We start from the raw sequence: 17,382 nt of genomic DNA, 5'->3' as shown, positions 1-17,382 counted from the left end.
GCTTCAATAGGTCCGTAGATAATTCCAAGGTCGGTCGTTTTTACGCAAAGATCGGACTCCTATATCAATCCGCACACAACTTTTGAGATTGATCCCAAATATGGTTTTTATAAAAAGGTTTGGATAATTGAATTTACGGTTGCTCACTTGTATTTATTTTTAAGGGTGTCACAAATTGTGATACCACTATTTAAACAATCCTCTATTTGAACTTTCGAGAACTGGATTAAGGCTTTTTATTGGAGCCAATGTTGTTAAACGTTTTACGTTTGAATGTGATCTAATCATTGAAATGCCACTTAAATTCCATAGAAAAAATTTACTGTTATCGTTTCAAAGTAAAATGGCCTGAAGTTAAAATCAAATTATTAAGTGTTACTTTATACCAATAGTCGGAAGACGGCATATCGTGACCTTGATATCTGCCGTCCCATGAATTATTAATATTCATCATCTCTAATAGCTTGCCATACCTGTCAAAAATATGGATGACATAATTTTCAACTACTTTGGAATTTGAAGTAATAAACCAAGTTTCGTTGACCCCATCGCTATTCGGAGTAAAAAAAGGTGGTATATCCAGTAGCGAAAGGCTATCTTCCTCTTCAGTTGGACTATTATCTACTGGCTCCCTATCATCTGGGCAATCAGTGCTTGAAAACGTAATAAAAGTTTCGGTTGAACACCCGTGGGTAACATCTTGTACTACGGCGGTAATGGTTTGAACTGTATCCGGATTCAAATGGTAGGGATTTGGCAACGGACCGTTTAACAATACATTGTTTTCATCAAAAAACTGAATTGTTTTATTGGTTTGATCACCAAGCAGTTGGTTTCGGATTCCACTAGTATCAAAAGCTACCATTCCATTTACGGCAGTAGTACAGGAATATAACTCTGGAACCTCGTGAGCAACGCTTCTCACCACATTAAGGAAAACGGTTTGTTCTTGTGTACAGGAGGTGTTTTTATGGGTAACGATTATATTTAATTCTTCCCTATTCTCCACCGTATTTCGATAGGGTGAAGCGATGGCTTCAGAAATATCATTACCCAATTCATTGTAATACAAAAAAGTATATTCGTCAGGCTCCGATACCAGCATTTCGTTTAGACTGGAAATGTCAAATAGTCCAAATGAGGAGCCATCTACACCACACGCTAACAAATCGGGTATTTCATTAAGTTCGAATGGTGAAATGGTTTCTAACTTTATTTCTGATTCTTCAAAACAATGTGGGTTATTCTTGTTTTCGATTCGCACCGAAATGGTTTCACTATAAGGCGAAGAATTGGCGTAAATGGCAGGAAGCGGGGAAGGCAGCTCATTGCCTTGTCCGTCCCAATAATAGAAAACATAATCATTTATATTTTCTGGGAGTGATTCTTCAACGTTCGATAAATCAAAACCAGAGGAAAAGCCATTCCCTAAATCTGCACACGCCCTAATGGTTGGACTTGCCTTTAAAACGGGTTTTTCCGTAGGTTCAAATTCATAGGTATTATATAAATAAACAGAACCCGAGCTACTGATATAGTTCTTATCATCGGCATCATAGTTATCCCAACGTGCACTTACGAACATATCCTGCTCATAAATGGAAATCGACTCTCCGTAGGTAGTCGAGTTTTGATTGGGGTCTATTACCTGGTAGGGATTCCAAAAATCATTGCCATCCTTTCTAAACATATATACTTTAGCGTCCATATCCGATAATACTCCTGTGTTATCATAAATCAATTCTTGACCACCAACGGCTAATTGGTCTTTATAAAGCTCTAATCCGCTTCCAAATTTTAATTCCAGTGCGGTGGCATCGGTTATCGTAAGTTTTTGGTAATGAACCCAATTTGAATTTGAATCGGTTCTATACAGATACACAGCACCATTACTATTGGTGACTCCTGGAACAAGACTATCGTAATTATAGTTTTTGTCTTGATAGGAAGAAACTGCGATAATGTTGTCTTCAATTTTTACACTGTGTCCGTAATTCATTTGTAAGCCCCTGTAGTCATCTGAAACTAACTTTTTTATTTCGTTCCAAGTGTTGGTAGCTACATTTTTCACGAAAATATAAGCGGCTCCGGAGCGGTTTGATCCCTCTCTAGGAGCTCCGATTACCATAGTGTTATCGTCTATGCTGATGGAACGACCAAAATGATCTAAGGGTTCACCATCACTAGCTTCTATTTTTTGAACGTACTGCCAATTTCCATCGCCATTATTGACGTAAGAGTAGGCCCAGCCTTGGGTCAAGGGATATGCATAATGGCCCGAGCCTACAATGCTTCGGTTGGTTGCAGTAATGACCATGGTATTTCCCCCCAAATCAAAATTAAACCCAAAACGTTCATTCACGTTACCCTCAGGGTGGTCTATTCGTTGACGAAGTATGAACATGTCGTCGTCACCTTTTTCAAAGACATAAATCGAAGAGTTACCGAATATTAAACCAGCTCCCGAAATAAGTAGCCAATCGTCCTTTAACAAAACACGATTGCCAAAACCACCATAATCTGCTGGAGCAGGAGCGGTTAATTCCTGATATACAGACCAGCCTTCACAATCAGCTTTTGCGAGATAAACCTTCCCTGCCTTTTCAAATGTTCCAATACGGGCTCGGTCAACACCATATGCTACAATACCATCGAATGTTGAAATAGCAGATCCGAAGTCGTTAAGGGCTATCCTTGGCTCTTCGGTAATTTTAAAATTTTGAAGCCAATCTTGAGCATTAACAAGAGAAATGTAAAATATCAATAGAAGAGTGAAAGTTTGGTTGAGTTTCATTGGCCGTCGCTTTGCAACAAAAAAGGCGTTACGTTGCAACAAATTAAAGGCCATTGCGGGTGTTGTAAAATTTTTTAGATGAAGTTACAGCAATAAAGGTTATTTGAATTTTTTACAACGGTTTGGCTCGTATATCTCGTATATATAGTATCCTATTTTTGAACTTTTAACTTAGAAACTTTACCAAATCCCTTCCCCCGTACAAAACTCTTACTATACGTATGTATCCTTCCATTTTACGATAGAAAACCATATGAGACATGTATGGAAAGCTAAAAAGGCCTTCTTTAATTTCCCTTCTATCCTTTCCAATATCAGGATTCTTGGCAATTGCTTTAAAAAGGTCGTTTAGGCCAATCAGGTATTCGATTGCTTGGGAAGCCCCAAATCGGTATTCACCATATTCGAATATATTCTCAATGTCATTGTCCGCTTCTTTCGATAGAACGTAACCTGTTATCACCCGTTCTTTTTTGAAGCAATGATTTCATCCATTGTTCTTGGACTTTCGGGGCCGTTCCAACCCTTCTCAATCTCCCTTCTAAGATCCTCAATGACCTTATCCCTGTATATTCTATGCAGACGTATTGCATCTCGGATGACCTCACTATTGTTCTGATACTCACCGGTCGCTACTTGTTTGGCAATATATTCCTCCTGTTTTTTTGTGAAGCTAATATTCATGACAAATTTTTTATCTCACTCAAAAATATATAATTTGTCTATATTTAGCAAATATGGATATTTGATAAATTCTTTTTTTGAACTTTCTGTTGTATTCTTGGATTGGTCAAATGAATAGAATGATAGGTTATGTCTTTATTTCATACCTTATCGAAAGTTACAGACAAACTTCTTTAGATAGCAATCATATAAGGCTACGGATTCTGTGAGATTTTTTTAGTGCCATAACAATTCTCATCAAGGCTAAAGCATAAGTAGAAGCAAACTCTTCCATATCCGATATCGTATGGACCTGACTTAACATTTCATAACCCTTCTCGAATTCACGAGCGAACTTCTCCTTAGGGAATATCAATTCATTCTTTAGACTTGTAATCTCTTCAAAAATTTCCGTAGCCTTATGTCTGGTATAATAATCGTCTTGATAGTTCCTAATGAGTGCAATTAAATGATTATTTTTCATTGCCTTAAACTTTGAAATTTGACGGACGGCGGCGGGGAAGAGCTTAAAGTTACAAAAAATCCCACCTATTTGTAAGTAATTCACTATTTATGTAAACCTATAAAGATAGCAGGCACCGCAATTATTTTTGATAATGATGTCTTAGGAAATATAATCCTAAGGGAATCCTTTATTTGAACTTTACGAAAACAAAGATTTCAAGATATAAAACAAAGATTTCAAGATATAATAGGTTAGCAAAGCTCCAATTACGAAACCAAAAATCTGAGGTCCAAGTTTGTTCTTATTATAATCTTCCATCGTTTTTTTTAGCTTTCTACTAAGTTACTATTTCTGATTTATCAATCTTCAAAACAACCCAAATACAACAAATAAGTAAATCCAAACTATTCACTACTTGGTCGGTTACTTGGTCGCTCACTTAGTCGGTACTTGTTCGCTGACATGTTCTGGGACTTGTTCGGATAGTATTTTTGAAAATCGATTATTTAGTCTTTAGATTTTTCAAGGCGCCATTTACCATAATTGCCCCTGAGAGAACAATAAATCCCAAAAGTATCGGAAGTCCATATCCCGACACCATGTATCTAAACATGGTTCTATTTTCAGTGACTGGTGTGCCCTCTATGACCATGATTGACAGTTTTGTTGCAAATAGCGCAACAATAAATATTAAAATATAACCTACAATCATTTGAATATAGCAGTAGAGTTTCATCGTTTTATTGAACTTTCAATTTATGAATAATATATGTTGTTCCGAAAAAGGTTCTATTTAAAGAACTCAGGAAAATGCTGAAGAGCTTACATAAAAAAGATACTAAAAGTAACAAAGCCCTTACTTTCGTGAGAGCTTTGTTTGTTAACAAGTCTGTTTCAGAATTATTTATTCAACGATAATTTGATGGGTTTCATCCAATTCTCTAGCTACGATCCTTATGAAATAAATGCCTTTTTTAAGGTTGTCGACATCAATCTTTCTTTCAGACACGTATGATTTAAATTCCCTATGCATTATTTTTTGCCCGTTCATGTCCAATACTTCAACTACCATATCGCCGTATCGAGATTGAGAGTCATCGTTACTCGAAACATTGGTATGTTCGCCTTTTTTTAGACTGACTATGTTTATCTCGGAAGAAGCGGGATTTGGATAAACAGCAGTCTTGTTAGACCGCCCATTACAATCTTCATAATAACTTTCAGTATCAGACCCGCCGTTGTTCGAAATCACACCGATAGTCGACGTTCCACCTTGACATCTATATCTATAGGAAAAACTAGGGCCAGTTGTAGTTCCTCTTAAGGTCCCGTTGATATACCATCTGTAAGGTGACGTGCCGCCTGAAGCGCTGGCTGAGATATACATTTCAAAATCCGACTCTAAATAGGTTATGGTAAGGTTAACAGTAGCTGGATAAAAACGTTTCCCGTTTATGTAACTTCTATTTGTCCCTGATGGATCCAACCAGTTTTTCAATCTCCGTTTTGTAGAATTAGGGTTATCCCACATGGAGTGAAATCTGGCAAAGGTCGATATCTGTTGACTTGCATTCGCACATTCAGTTCCAAAAGGCGTATTTTGTTTTGATAAAACCCCCAAAATTCTTCTGTTATTGGAAATCAAGGATGAACCAGATGAGCCACCTTGGCTGACCGAATGTCCGTTTTGGGTTGCCACCCACCTAATATCCCAGTTGGCTGGGGTAAATCCTTGTTGACTTGGGAGAGGAACAACTGAGTATGTCGCAATTTTCTTGACGTCGACCCTTGGGTGATGTATCATGACACCTCCGGCGGAAGGGCTCTGTGTCCTGTCCCAACCATTAAAGTAAACATTGAACCCTTTTGTTACCGGTGATTCGGATAACCTCAAAAGAGCGAAATCGTTATTTAGGTTATCGGAATTATCATCATTGGCGACCACCGTTGCACCGACCGTAGATTGCAGCGGTGGCCTGGAAGAATTGTTTGCACACCCTGAATGTTCATAATTCCAATAAAAAACCCAGCCGGATGCGTTTGGATTGGTGATTACATCATTGTTTCCAAGACAATGGTCGGCAGTCAGAAAATATGGTACACCATTTTCACTGGTGTTGTTCACTAAACTTCCACTACAAAAGCTGACCTGGTTGAAAAATACGGCCACTCCCCTTTTCTCGTTCTTCCAGTTGTTGCCTTCGGAACAATTAATATTGACTTGGCAGGAACCTGAAGAATTCAAGCTTGGGTCTTGTTGTGATGTACTATTGTAACTTGCGGCCTTTAGTCTTCCTTCAATGTCGGCGGGTTTTATTCCATGACTTATCTTTGAAATATCCAAAATCAAATCCTGGTCAACATTTTTGGGTTGATAATACTCTATCGTAATTTCGTCCCCATTGATTATTCCACTGGCATATCCACCAGGCTGGCTCGGAGAGCCTAAATTATTGGCACTTGTATATCCTCCTATGATTTGAGATTTGTTCGAATCGTAAAAATGTAACAACCCCCCAGGAGGTAAATGAAATTTATCAAATACAAGATTAACAAATTTTGCGCCAGGACTTTTTATAGTTAACCGCCATAGTTTATCATTATTAGCAAGTTCAGTCCAAACCCCGGAATTACCCGGCGAATATCCCAACTCTTCGGTTACGGCATACCTTTCTATGTATTTCATGTCTGGATGCGCTTGATCCTCCGATAATGTTCTAGAGATAGATTTTGAAAGGGAAATGTTTTTTTGGTGCTTAGTCAAATTATCTTCGACCCTGTGCAGCGAGCTGTAAGGTAAAAAGGTGTTTTGTGCCAAAACAGAGGTAGTGAAAGAAAGGCACAGCATAATGAGGGTAAAGTTTTTCATATCTGATTCTTTTGAAAGATTTAATAATCCGGTAATATTAAGAGCGCAATGTTATTTTTGAATCAATAGCATTCTTCTTGTTTCGTTATATTTAAGGAATAAGCTGTCCGACGAAATTGCATATTGCAATACAATGTTGAGATTATTTTCTTGAGTGGATTCGCCCAGTGCATTATAAAAAGTAGTACCCCATTCGGTTTCACTCACTGCAGTGGTGACAAATTTTGTCAGAATAATGCTCTGCTCGTCGTTTTCGAATTCGCCATCAAACTCGTTGTTTTGAGTAGAACCTGTGTAATTATTATCTGGTGAAAAAGTTATAGTGATAGGAGATTCACCCGCTGGAGATTCATTCGCACTGCCCCCGTCAATGTTCTCGTGCCTGAGTAATTCCCATGTGCCGATTAATTTGTTATCCGTTTCCTCATCAGTTGTGGAATCGTCACTATTGCACGACAGCATTAGCAACATACCTGAGAGTAAAAGCCATTTGAGATGTTTCATATGAATATTATTTTGGAGTTTAAGTTATTGTTCTAAGAAAAACACTACGTTTTCAGTAGGTTAAATTTTTGTATTCAAAAGGTGATACTTTTGCATATCATCCATTGACCTAAGTTTAAAAATGTTAAACTCTCAATTAACTTTAAGCATCCGCGTTTTTAGCGGTAATCAGGTACGGACGGCTATGATTACAAGTCCGATCAGCCCTAAGTTTGCGCCGTCATAGCAAAAAATCTGGAGAAAATTCACTTCTTTCGTGAGTGGATACCCGGTTTTGGGGATTCTTTAATCTTGAAAATTAACCTATCATTATAGTTTCTCAACAATCGTACGGTCTCGATTTGTTTCGGCAAAGCGTTGAAAATTTCTTTGTAGAATAAAGACGTAATTGATTTTACTGTACAAACAGATTTTTGTTAAGATTCATTTTTAAGAGGACTTGTATTTTTATAGGTCACTATTTATAGTATCGTTAAACGGCCAAATTAGGGCACTACTAAAACACTTTATAAAAACATCCGCTTACAGTTCCATATGTCGTTCTTTTTAATAGTTTCGTTAATTCGCCTTTTACGGAACTGATGATGATTGTCAATTTCTACTCTGTTGCGAGGTTGTGTTACGACTAATTGGATAGGAATCGTTTATTTGAACTTTGCCAAAGTTAAGAACTCTAATTTCTCAACTTTATGAAATGAGGAAGGCTACAGCTTATTCTATTTTTGTCCAAGTCAATATGGAAATGGTACTCTCATCATCTTCGAATGATCGTCTTCTAGTTGTTTGATAAATAAGGCTAGACTCAGATAGAGTCAATATAGTTACGGTTTGAGTAGGATTGGTAAAGTCCGTATCGTTTTCTAAAAAAAATGATATTTTCATCTCATTATTGTTAAAAAGACCACTGAACTGTTCTAGTTCGCAAGGAGGGGTTTCAGGAGGATTTGGAATCCCTGGCCTCCAAGTCGAAATATAGGTTGAGTCATTTTTAAATGAGATTCGTTGTTCCCCTTCGCATTCCGATGATTCTAAAACCTCACCATCGTAAGTCTCGGAAACAAACCGCCAATTACCTATCAAATTAGAGTTGCTCTCTTCATTCTCGGTTTTGTTAGAGCAAGATGAAAATATTACTATAAAAGATAATAGTATTATGCGATAGTATTTCATTTTAAAATGTTGGTCGTTTTTCTGATTAGTGGCCAATACCAAGGTTACGGTTGTGTAAGATTAACTTGATACTGAACGCTCTAAAGAAGTATATTATTATTATTCTTTTGTATATATTATAATTCAGAATCACAGTACCCTTGTGGCAATCGTTTAATTATACATTTAGTTGATATTCCTCGTTCAGCCAGTCTATTCTAGATTTCACCTTTTGAAAATCAAAATAGGATAAGGGCTTTCCCATGTAATCGACAATGGAATAGCCACACTGAACGTGCTTTTCAATGAAAGTGGCCAACAACTCTTTTTTCTCCTTGGTTCCCATCGTTTATTTGAACTTCACACAATCAGCAAGTCCAAAGTAAATTGTTTCGATTAAATTATCACTATAATAAAAACTAAGATTTCTCAACTGCTTTACCTTGTGAAAAACTTATTCGCCATATTCATTTATTGGCATACTTTTTCGCGATACATGACGTCGATACAACTCTTTCTTTACCAAGGCCAAAGTTTATTTTGTTCCTAATCAAAACCACAAGAGATTCTCTCAACTTTGGCCCTATTCTTTAAAAAACTTGTGGTTTTCCAATGCCTTTATAAATGTTTGCTTGAACACTCTACCGACTGGAAGTTCTCTACCGGAGACGGTGACACTATCATGTCTAAAAGATTCTATTTTATTAAGTGAAATAATATAGGATTTGTGAATTCTTACAAAATGTCCTTCAGGAAGTTTATCATCCATAAATCCAATTCTGGTATATGTAATATACGTTTTATCCGGAGTAATGATTTTTATATAATCATGGATGCTCTCAATATAGGTGATATCCTTCAGATAGATTTTTACCATCAACCTTTCTACTTTAAAGAACATATAAGTATCCTGCAAAGAGTTTTCCTGATATTGGCTGGCGTTATTACTATTGCTATATCTTGAAATAGACTGAAGAAATCTATCAAAGGAAACGGGCTTCACCAAATAATCCAATATGGCCAAATCAAAGCCGTCAGCTGCATATTCACGGTATGCAGTAGTAATTACCACATGGGGTCTTGGCACAAGACTTTTAATGAGTTCCAATCCATTCATTTGAGGCATCTGGATGTCCACAAACATTAAATCTACAGCATTGGCATTCATGAAATTAAAAGCTTCTATAGCGTTGCCAAATCGACCTAAAAGCTTAAAATTATCCAGTCGGTCAATATAGGATGCCAATAAATCTAATGCCGGAGGTTCGTCGTCAACTATGATACACCTTGTTTCCATTTAGTTTTAGTTTCAGGGTTACCAAATAGGAATCCTCATCCTTTCGGCACAACAGGGTGTGCCTGCCAGGATACAGAATCTCAAGTCTTTTCCTTGTGTTTTCCAGGCCAATACCTCCACGCTTGATTTCATCAGTAGTTTGATTTTCTGACAGGCTGTTTTCAATCTTAAAAATTAACCAATCATGCTTTATCGAAAGGTCTATTCGTATCCAACTGTTTTCCTCTTTGTCATCCAAACCATGTTTAAATGCATTTTCTACAAACGGTAAAAATACCATCGGACTGACCTTATATCCACTTAGCTTGTCAAATACATTTATAGCTATATCCAAGGATTTACCATGCCTAATTTTTTCAAGTTCCACATAGTGTCGGACATAGTCCAACTCTTGTTCAACAGTAATTAAATCCTTCCCACTATCATAGAGATTATAACTCAGGAATCCTGAAAGTCTATAAATTAAATCCGCCGTGTCTGGATGACCAATCTTGGCCATCGAATAAATATTATTTAGCGTATTGAAGATAAAATGGGGTTGTACTTGGGACTTCAACAGTTTCAATTCCGTTTCAACTTTATCTTGACGAAGCTCTTGACTTATTTCCTGTTGTCTATATAGCTCCCGTACAAAGTAGAACATGGCATACAAGGCTACAATGAGATAAGTGTTGACTGCTTCTATTAAAATTTTTGGCCAATAGATATATGGCATATCTATTAGTCCCTCGGGATAATAATTTGGGTAGGTGTGAAAATAATTAAATGTTCTTCTGGCAATACTAAATGCTATGATACTAACAAAAAGACAAAACCAAAAAATTTTTTTTTGGTTTCTTAGATAATACCTCTTCAATAAATAGTGCACTGTGAATATGGCGGCAAAAAACGTTAATGGGACTATCACCAGGGCACTTGTAAAGTAGCGGTAGTACTCATCACCTACCGAGGCATTTCCTAACCACTCATAAAGAAAATATGCGGTCCAAAAGAAAATATTGAAACGTCTTTCATCTTTGTTCATTCAATGAGATAATGTTTTAATAATGAAGATACTAAATCATGATTAAGACCCAGTATGAATTTCTACGAACGACTATATAAAGCCGTAAACACCACATGTCATGGGTATTGTGTCATTTATTACTATAGGATGTTGTTCGTCAAAAAATTAAAAAGCACATAAAATCAATTGATAGCTTTGGTTAAAAATATATTTATAAATAATATGAATATTAAAATTAAAGCGACATTCTTTGGAATTTTCACCTTTGTTAGTGTCAGTTTGGCTTACGGCCAAAATTTGCCGAAGGCTTTACTGTTAACAGGAAATGGAAACGAACCTAAAGTTATTGAAGGCTATCCACCTTGGATACATGAGTTCCACACAGAAATGGTATCTGAAATCTTGAGCAATATAGTTGTAACCGAAACTACCTCGGATTTAGGTTTCTTAAATGATGAGACTCTTAAAGACTATGACTTGATTATTAGCTACTCCCTCTTTTTATCCCCTAATAAAGAGCAGCTCGATGCATTGTATGACTTTATCTCCCAAGGAAAATCATTGCTGACATTGCATTGCGGAATTCTAAGTTTTTTGAATTGGGATAGATATGAAGAAGTGATGGGAGGTATCTTTATCGGTGGTCCCTCTTCCGAACCGACGAGGTTTAACATAAGTACAACGAACATGGAATTTTGGGGATATGACTATTCTTTTAGGGAAAATGAGGAGCATCCGGTTTCTAAAGTTGTGGATGATTTTGAAGTTGAAGATGAACTATATTATTTCCAACCGAGCACTCCAGAATTTGAGGTAATAGCCCGAGCTGAAAACCATCCCGTCATGTGGTGGCATCCCGTAGGGAAAGGAAAAGTGATGAGCCTTACGTTGGGCCATGGAGCGCAGGTTAAGAAAGAACAGGGGTATAGACAATTACTTGAAAATGGGGCTCGGTGGTTATTGAATTTTCCATTAATCAAGGCCCCAAAGCTTAAGCCTTTTTCCACAAGGGAAAAAAAATACCAAAATGTCTTGAATCTAGCGGAGATTACATATTCTAATGATTCGAATTTAGTCTTTGAGATAAGTCATAATGATGATAATTTGTTGCCCACCACTGAAAGAGGATTTGTCGACTTAGAAATAGGAAAGAAAGCCGGAAATTTTGAATTTTTGGTAAGTGCCCGCAACTCAAATGGATTTAGCACCGAGAATGAGATTGAAGCTCAAATTGTTGAGGATGGCGATGGTAACATAGCCTCTTACTATGGGAATAAGGTGTACAGTTCTTCTACCGAAGCTAAAAATATCCTTTTTGATTCTAAGAATGTGATTGACGGTAATCCAACCACAAGATGGGCCAGTGACTTTGTTGATCCATCATGGATTATGTTGGATTTGCAAAAAACTTATGAAATCGGTAGAATAAAGCTTACTTGGGAAGACTCTTATGCCACGGAATATACACTGGAAATTTCTGAAAATGGAGAAAATTGGAACACGATTGCAGATGTCCTAGAGGGAGACGGTAAAACAGATGAATTCAAATTCAAACCAGAGATAGCAAGATTCGTTAGAGTCATTGGAAAAAAAAGATTTCGTCCGAATTATGGATATTCTATTTTTGAAATAGAGGTGTATAAACAATAAGGGAGAAAACTCTAAAATATGAAATCATTAGAAATTATTATGATACCTGTCAATGATAGGCAAAAAGCCAAAGAGTTTTATTTGAAGCTCGGTTTTAAGGTGCTTGTTGAGGCTCCTGCAGCTCATGGTGAAACTTGGATTCAAATGGGACTTCCAGGGAGCAGTACTACCATTTCACTCTCGAATTTTCATGGCCTAATTTGTGAAACGGACAATATTGAAAATAAAATCGAGGAATTTGAAAAGCAAAATATCGAAGTCGGCAATGTTGAACAGACTCCTTGGGGAAAATTTGCCTGGTTCAAGGATTTGGACGGGAATAGTTTGTGTCTCCATCAAAAATAAACGCACTGAATTTTGTACTGTCAATAAGGAGGTCGTAATTGTAAATTCGGTAGTTTTTCAATAACGCCTTGAAAAACTACCGCTGTAACAACAGAAACGCAAATTAATTTTAACCAAACCGGTCAGAACCAGTAATTATTTTGTCTTTCCTTTGAATGTTGCATAAATAGCCATTGCGTGACCATGACCTAGTTCAAATTCTTCTTTGAGCCAATTGGTGATTTCTGTGGCCTTAACATTTGGATTAAGATTTCCTTCGATTATAAAACCCTTTTGCGCTGCAATTTTTTTGAAATCTTCTGGAGATTTTCCTGTTTTGGTTTTGATATTGTCAATGTAAGCTTGAAATGACATAATTTTTAGTTTTTAAAATTGATTATTGTTAAGAAAATTTTTGTTGTTACTATCGGGTAGGCTATATAGGCTAGTACTAAAAGTCTGTTCGCCCATCCATTAAGTCCTATTACCCCCTCAGGTAAAACTTTTAAGGGAGGTGAGTCTGGACCATATTGTATCCCTGCGGACTTTAATGTTGAAAAAAATAGAAACATGGTAATTGCCATAAGGATGAGGCTAATCCAAACGGCATGTGTGGAAAAAAGTAGGGAGCTACCATAGTTTTGCCATTCTGGCTTTCCAATGAGATGATATGAGATTAAAAGTGCTGCGATAGGAAGAAATGGAACTCCAATAGCAAATGAAAGTCCATGAAGTTTGTGTTGGATATTAAAAATTCCTCCCATTACAGCTCCTAAGCCAGATATGAAAAGTAGAACAACACCTAACTTAGCCCAAATGGAAGTTACGATATCCCAAAGTAGCAGACCAGACGAAATTGAACATAAACCCCAACACAAAAAAAATAAGGTCAGCAGCCATTTGTTTTTTCCTAAAGCATATTCACTGACCATACGGTAGCTTGGTCTAATATTAGGATTTGAAATATGCACAATTATCAAGCACAAGATAGAAATTAAGCCAAATGTTATAGTAGCATTCGCAAAAATGGTGAGTGTTTTCATTTATTGTTCTTTTGCTTATTAATTAATTCTTCTAGATAGTTCAAAGTCATTGTAAACCCTTCCTTAAAGCCCATTTGAATTTGCATCTCAAGGTCCTCAAGTTTTTTGTGCTTTATTGTTATGTTTACGGTCGTGACTTCAATATCTTCACTAAAATCTAAATTCCATTTTGCCGAGGGCATTTGATTATTAATATTTTCATCCTTGTCTGAAAAGCCGTCTACAAATTGAAAATTATGTATTGGTGAAATAGCTGTAAAGTCCTGTACACCCCAATACTCTTCACCCTCGGGACTTATCATTGCATAAAATCTACGACCGCCAACTTCAAAATTCATATACTTCGTTTTTGATTTCCAGGGTTGTGGTGCCCACCATTGGTCAAGAATTTCTTTTTTGGTAAATGCATCCCAAACTCGTTTTTGTTCTGCTTGGAACTGTCGATTAATGTAAATAGTGCATGTTGGTTTATCCACAGTAAAGTCAAAGAGTAAATTACTTTTCATCCTTTGTTATTATTAAGTTTAGATAATATTTCATCAAGTTGATTAAAGCGATTTTCCCATATCTTTCTGAACTGCTCTAACCACTTGTCGATTTCTTTCATTTTTTCAACTTTTAGCTCATAGTGAATTTCCCGCCCTTGTTGATTGGCTCTAATTAAATCGCATTCGTTTAAAATTTGAAGGTGTTTTGAAATTGTCGGTCTTGCTGATTCGAATTTTTCGGCTATAGCTCCGGCTGTCATTGTTTGCGATGTCAGCAATACCAATATGGCTCTCCTAGTAGGGTCGGAAATAGCTTGAAAGATGTCTCTTCTTAATTTCAATATGAAGTTATTTGACTACAAACATACATGAAGTTATTTAACTACACAAGTGTGATTTAAATTACAATGCTTAAGGGCGAATAATCTAAACGTTTTGTTTGTTTTGGAACAAATTTTTTTATTTTTACATTATGTGCATGACCGTAACATTATAGTATTTCTTTTCCAAGCTTAGTTCTTAAGCTACGTGCTCTGTATAAGAAGCATATTTTTAATTATTCCTTCATTCTATTAATAATCCACTAATCACGGCTACTTATCTAAAGTAATTTTTGCAGTACGTGGTTGGTTTTTAAACATAATTATTATGGTCGACACGTTGAGTGAAAAAGAAATAAAGCATTTTATTAATAACGGTTTTGTTCGTCTTGACAATTCATTTTCCGAGGAAATAGCAGATGCGGCTTTAGAAATTCTTTGGAATGACCTCCCCTATGATAGATCGAATCCTGCAACTTGGATTGAGCCAGTAATTCGTTTGGGAATGTACACTAATGAACCTTTTGTGAATTCAGTAAATACTCAGAAGTTACATAACGCTTTTAATCAATTAATTGGTAAGGATAAATGGATTCCTTGTCGCAGTGTGGGAACATTTCCTATTAGGTTTCCGTCTAAACAACAACCTAATGATACTGGTAAGCACGTAGATGCAAGTTTTCCAGGAAATGACCCAAATGATTTTCTTGAATGGCGCATCAATATCAAATCAAAAGGAAGAGCATTATTAATGTTAATTTTGTATTCTGATGTAACCGAGAACGATGCACCAACCATCATTTATGAAGGTTCTCACATTGATGTTGCAAGAATATTGTCCTTTGAGGGAGATTTAGGATTATCATTTATGGACCTTGCCGGCAAGTTGGAAAGGTTGCCTACTAGAAAAAGTGTGTATGCTACTGGAAAAAGGGGTACAGTTTACCTATGTCATCCGTTTTTGGTTCATTCAGCTCAACCACATAATGGAAGTAGACCTAAATTCATGGCACAACCGCCTTTGTTGCTTAGGGACGAATTGTCCATTTCAGATTCCGATATTGACTGTTCTCCCATCGAACAGGCTATTCGTCTAGGGATAGATTAGCGTTACAAATGTTCGTATTGAAAAGGGGCTGCTTCTTGCAGTCTTTTTATTTTTGATAATATTACATGGCCATTGTCTGCTCCTTAGCACTTACCTTTAAGAATACACCAAAATGAAAATTATCACGGACATTTCAGAAGTTGGCAACAAATTCAAACAAATAAAGCCATTGAATAAATCAAAGTCTGCCAATTCTAAAAAATTAAAAGTTGCAGTTTCTATCCATTGTTACCAAATTTATAGCTTTCCACATTAATTTTCTTAGCAGGGTAGCAGTCTAGTTCTAGAAACAATAAATTATATTCGATATTTAGTAACTCGAAAAGGCTACTATTTAATTTTAACCATTACTATTATTATCCTTGTTTTCTCTCAAAGTATCAACCGCTCTAATCCAATTTTCAATTGGTTTATTTAAGTCGGGAATATCAGCATTATCCTTAAGTCTCACTCCTAAAGTTTTGAATAGGCTTTCTAATCCATTTGAGCCACCTGGTGTTATAGTACGTAATATTTTCCCTTTATTACTTCCTATATTTTTAAAACAATGTTTTATAAATGGAGGTACGCTAATAAATGATCCTTTTGAGCATTTTATTTCTTTGTTCATATCATCAACACAAAACGAAAATTCCCCTTCAAGAATATAAAATGTTTCCGCCTCCGGATGTGAATGGGGTTCAACAAATGCTTTGGGAGGCAATTCTGTTTCGCATATCATAAAATTATTATCACTTTGATTAGATGACACTTTAAAGGTCATTAGTCCTATTCGAAAAAGTATTTTCTCACCTTCGTCGGCTTGCAGTATTATAGGTTTCCAAGATGTATACTTTTTATCCATTTTCACAAAGGTTTTTTATTGTATACTATTGATTTAGAGTATAGTAGTTTATTAGGGGAAAAATGATTGTTATTGTAACTAGCCCAAGGCCAAAGTGAATGATAATTTTGAATATGATTGTTGGTAATTTTAATCTTCTTTGATATTAAACTGGTCATATTTATTATAAAAATCTTCTTTTTCGGTCTCATTCAACATCCACTCTCCGTTTACAATTTTGGCGAGTCCAATAAAAAAGTCATCCCTATTTGGACTATCCGCAAATCCAATTTGCAATTTACTATTTGGTAGTTTAGCTCTAAATCCATGAACAACCAATGGGGGAACTACAACAGAATCATTTTTACCTATTGTAAACTCCTCATTTTCTATATTAAAATAAAACTCTCCTTGCAACACTGTGAAAGTTTCTGTTAGTATTTTATGATAATGTAGGTTTTTCCTTGTTCCTGGCTTTTTAAAAATAACATCGTAGATACTTAATTTTCCTCCTGTTTCATAAGATGATATATGGAAAATGTATTCACTATTTTTTGTTTTTGTCCCTTTCTTAGAGGAGCTTAAAATAATTTTAGCATTACGGTCATTAATCTCCACCTTTTTTTTCATCTTAATTACAGCTAATGGTCTTGGCTCGCATGTTTACGAGCGCTAAATTATCAATTATAAATATAGAAGTTTCAATACAATTAATTAGAATCTAAATATAAATGACAGTGAGACTTTGGCTTGTCTCAATGAATCCATAAAGTTTCATTGAAAATACGCCTATCTTTAACTTTCTTTGAATCTGGACAAAAACTACCCACTGATTTAAAAAGTATAATCAAAAGCGAGAAGGGTTTTTAAGCAGATTT

The 17,382-nt window shown here is 36.0% G+C and carries 19 protein-coding genes; 3 read left to right on the top strand and 16 right to left on the bottom strand.

Annotation, left to right across the window (positions count from 1 at the left end):
* Positions 1–325: 325 nt before the first annotated feature.
* The 10 genes from IV512_RS16315 to IV512_RS16270 form a co-directional block, all read right to left on the bottom strand.
* Positions 326–2,794 carry a T9SS type B sorting domain-containing protein gene (locus IV512_RS16315; RefSeq protein ID WP_209405271.1) on the bottom strand — a complete coding sequence of 823 codons (2,469 nt, stop codon included), beginning with the start codon at positions 2,792–2,794 and terminating at the stop codon, positions 326–328.
* 166 nt (positions 2,795–2,960) lie between these two features.
* On the bottom strand, positions 2,961–3,257 hold the full coding sequence (locus IV512_RS16310; protein WP_209405269.1) for a type II toxin-antitoxin system RelE/ParE family toxin: 297 nt from the start codon (positions 3,255–3,257) through the stop codon (positions 2,961–2,963).
* Positions 3,254–3,478, bottom strand: a complete 225-nt coding sequence (locus IV512_RS16305) for a type II toxin-antitoxin system ParD family antitoxin (protein WP_209405268.1) — start codon at positions 3,476–3,478, stop codon at positions 3,254–3,256. The genes IV512_RS16310 and IV512_RS16305 overlap by 4 nt, the downstream gene beginning before the upstream one ends.
* 184 nt (positions 3,479–3,662) lie before the next feature.
* Positions 3,663–3,941, bottom strand: a complete 279-nt coding sequence (locus IV512_RS16300; protein ID WP_209405265.1) for a hypothetical protein — start codon at positions 3,939–3,941, stop codon at positions 3,663–3,665.
* Positions 3,942–4,827: 886 nt separating this feature from the next.
* On the bottom strand, positions 4,828–6,792 hold the full coding sequence (locus IV512_RS16295; RefSeq protein WP_209405263.1) for a T9SS type A sorting domain-containing protein: 1,965 nt from the start codon (positions 6,790–6,792) through the stop codon (positions 4,828–4,830).
* A 51-nt stretch (positions 6,793–6,843) separates the two neighbouring features.
* Positions 6,844–7,296 (bottom strand): META domain-containing protein, encoded by a 453-nt coding sequence (locus tag IV512_RS16290; protein ID WP_209405261.1) that lies wholly within the window; start codon positions 7,294–7,296, stop codon positions 6,844–6,846.
* A gap of 711 nt (positions 7,297–8,007) precedes the next feature.
* Entirely contained in the window at positions 8,008–8,466 is a 459-nt protein-coding gene (locus IV512_RS16285; RefSeq protein ID WP_209405259.1) for a lipocalin family protein, read from the bottom strand.
* Positions 8,467–8,623: 157 nt separating this feature from the next.
* A complete protein-coding gene (locus IV512_RS16280; RefSeq protein ID WP_209405257.1) occupies positions 8,624–8,791 on the bottom strand; it encodes a hypothetical protein in 168 nt (55 codons plus the stop codon).
* Positions 8,792–9,028: 237 nt separating this feature from the next.
* On the bottom strand, positions 9,029–9,742 hold the full coding sequence (locus tag IV512_RS16275) for a LytTR family DNA-binding domain-containing protein (protein WP_209405255.1): 714 nt from the start codon (positions 9,740–9,742) through the stop codon (positions 9,029–9,031).
* On the bottom strand, positions 9,717–10,766 hold the full coding sequence (locus IV512_RS16270; RefSeq protein WP_209405253.1) for a sensor histidine kinase: 1,050 nt from the start codon (positions 10,764–10,766) through the stop codon (positions 9,717–9,719). Before IV512_RS16270 ends, IV512_RS16275 begins: the two co-directional genes overlap by 26 nt.
* Positions 10,767–10,970: 204 nt before the next feature.
* Between IV512_RS16270 and IV512_RS16265 the strand changes: the two genes are divergently transcribed.
* Both IV512_RS16265 and IV512_RS16260 read left to right on the top strand, forming a co-directional pair.
* Positions 10,971–12,398, top strand: a complete 1,428-nt coding sequence (locus tag IV512_RS16265) for a ThuA domain-containing protein (protein ID WP_209405251.1) — start codon at positions 10,971–10,973, stop codon at positions 12,396–12,398.
* 18 nt (positions 12,399–12,416) lie between these two features.
* Positions 12,417–12,743, top strand: a complete 327-nt coding sequence (locus tag IV512_RS16260; RefSeq protein ID WP_209405249.1) for a VOC family protein — start codon at positions 12,417–12,419, stop codon at positions 12,741–12,743.
* Positions 12,744–12,878: 135 nt separating this feature from the next.
* Here IV512_RS16260 and IV512_RS16255 read toward each other — a convergent pair whose 3' ends face one another.
* The 4 genes from IV512_RS16255 to IV512_RS16240 are packed head-to-tail and all read right to left on the bottom strand — an operon-like array spanning position 12,879 to position 14,594.
* The gene (locus tag IV512_RS16255) at positions 12,879–13,097 is read right to left on the bottom strand and encodes a DUF4287 domain-containing protein (RefSeq protein ID WP_209405247.1); all 219 of its coding nucleotides are present in this window, start codon (positions 13,095–13,097) and stop codon (positions 12,879–12,881) included.
* Positions 13,098–13,102: 5 nt separating this feature from the next.
* On the bottom strand, positions 13,103–13,765 hold the full coding sequence (locus IV512_RS16250; protein WP_209405245.1) for a DUF998 domain-containing protein: 663 nt from the start codon (positions 13,763–13,765) through the stop codon (positions 13,103–13,105).
* Complete coding sequence (locus IV512_RS16245) at positions 13,762–14,271, bottom strand: SRPBCC domain-containing protein (RefSeq protein WP_209405243.1); 510 nt, start codon at positions 14,269–14,271, stop codon at positions 13,762–13,764. Before IV512_RS16245 ends, IV512_RS16250 begins: the two co-directional genes overlap by 4 nt.
* Positions 14,268–14,594 (bottom strand): metalloregulator ArsR/SmtB family transcription factor, encoded by a 327-nt coding sequence (locus tag IV512_RS16240; RefSeq protein WP_209405241.1) that lies wholly within the window; start codon positions 14,592–14,594, stop codon positions 14,268–14,270. Before IV512_RS16240 ends, IV512_RS16245 begins: the two co-directional genes overlap by 4 nt.
* 307 nt (positions 14,595–14,901) lie before the next feature.
* Between IV512_RS16240 and IV512_RS16235 the strand changes: the two genes are divergently transcribed.
* The gene (locus tag IV512_RS16235; RefSeq protein WP_209405239.1) at positions 14,902–15,681 is read left to right on the top strand and encodes a hypothetical protein; all 780 of its coding nucleotides are present in this window, start codon (positions 14,902–14,904) and stop codon (positions 15,679–15,681) included.
* 340 nt (positions 15,682–16,021) lie between these two features.
* On the opposite strand, the gene IV512_RS16230 is transcribed toward IV512_RS16235, so the two are convergent.
* Together IV512_RS16230 and IV512_RS16225 are read right to left on the bottom strand one after the other, a co-directional pair.
* A complete protein-coding gene (locus IV512_RS16230; RefSeq protein ID WP_209405237.1) occupies positions 16,022–16,525 on the bottom strand; it encodes a cupin domain-containing protein in 504 nt (167 codons plus the stop codon).
* Positions 16,526–16,654: 129 nt separating this feature from the next.
* Entirely contained in the window at positions 16,655–17,134 is a 480-nt protein-coding gene (locus IV512_RS16225) for a cupin domain-containing protein (protein ID WP_209405235.1), read from the bottom strand.
* Positions 17,135–17,382: the final 248 nt, after the last annotated feature.

The organism is Pseudozobellia sp. WGM2 (genome assembly GCF_017810075.1).
GTDB lineage: Bacteria > Bacteroidota > Bacteroidia > Flavobacteriales > Flavobacteriaceae > JADNYK01.
The sequence above is the reverse complement of the archived record's forward strand: the minus strand, read 5'-3'. Positions and strand labels throughout refer to the sequence as shown.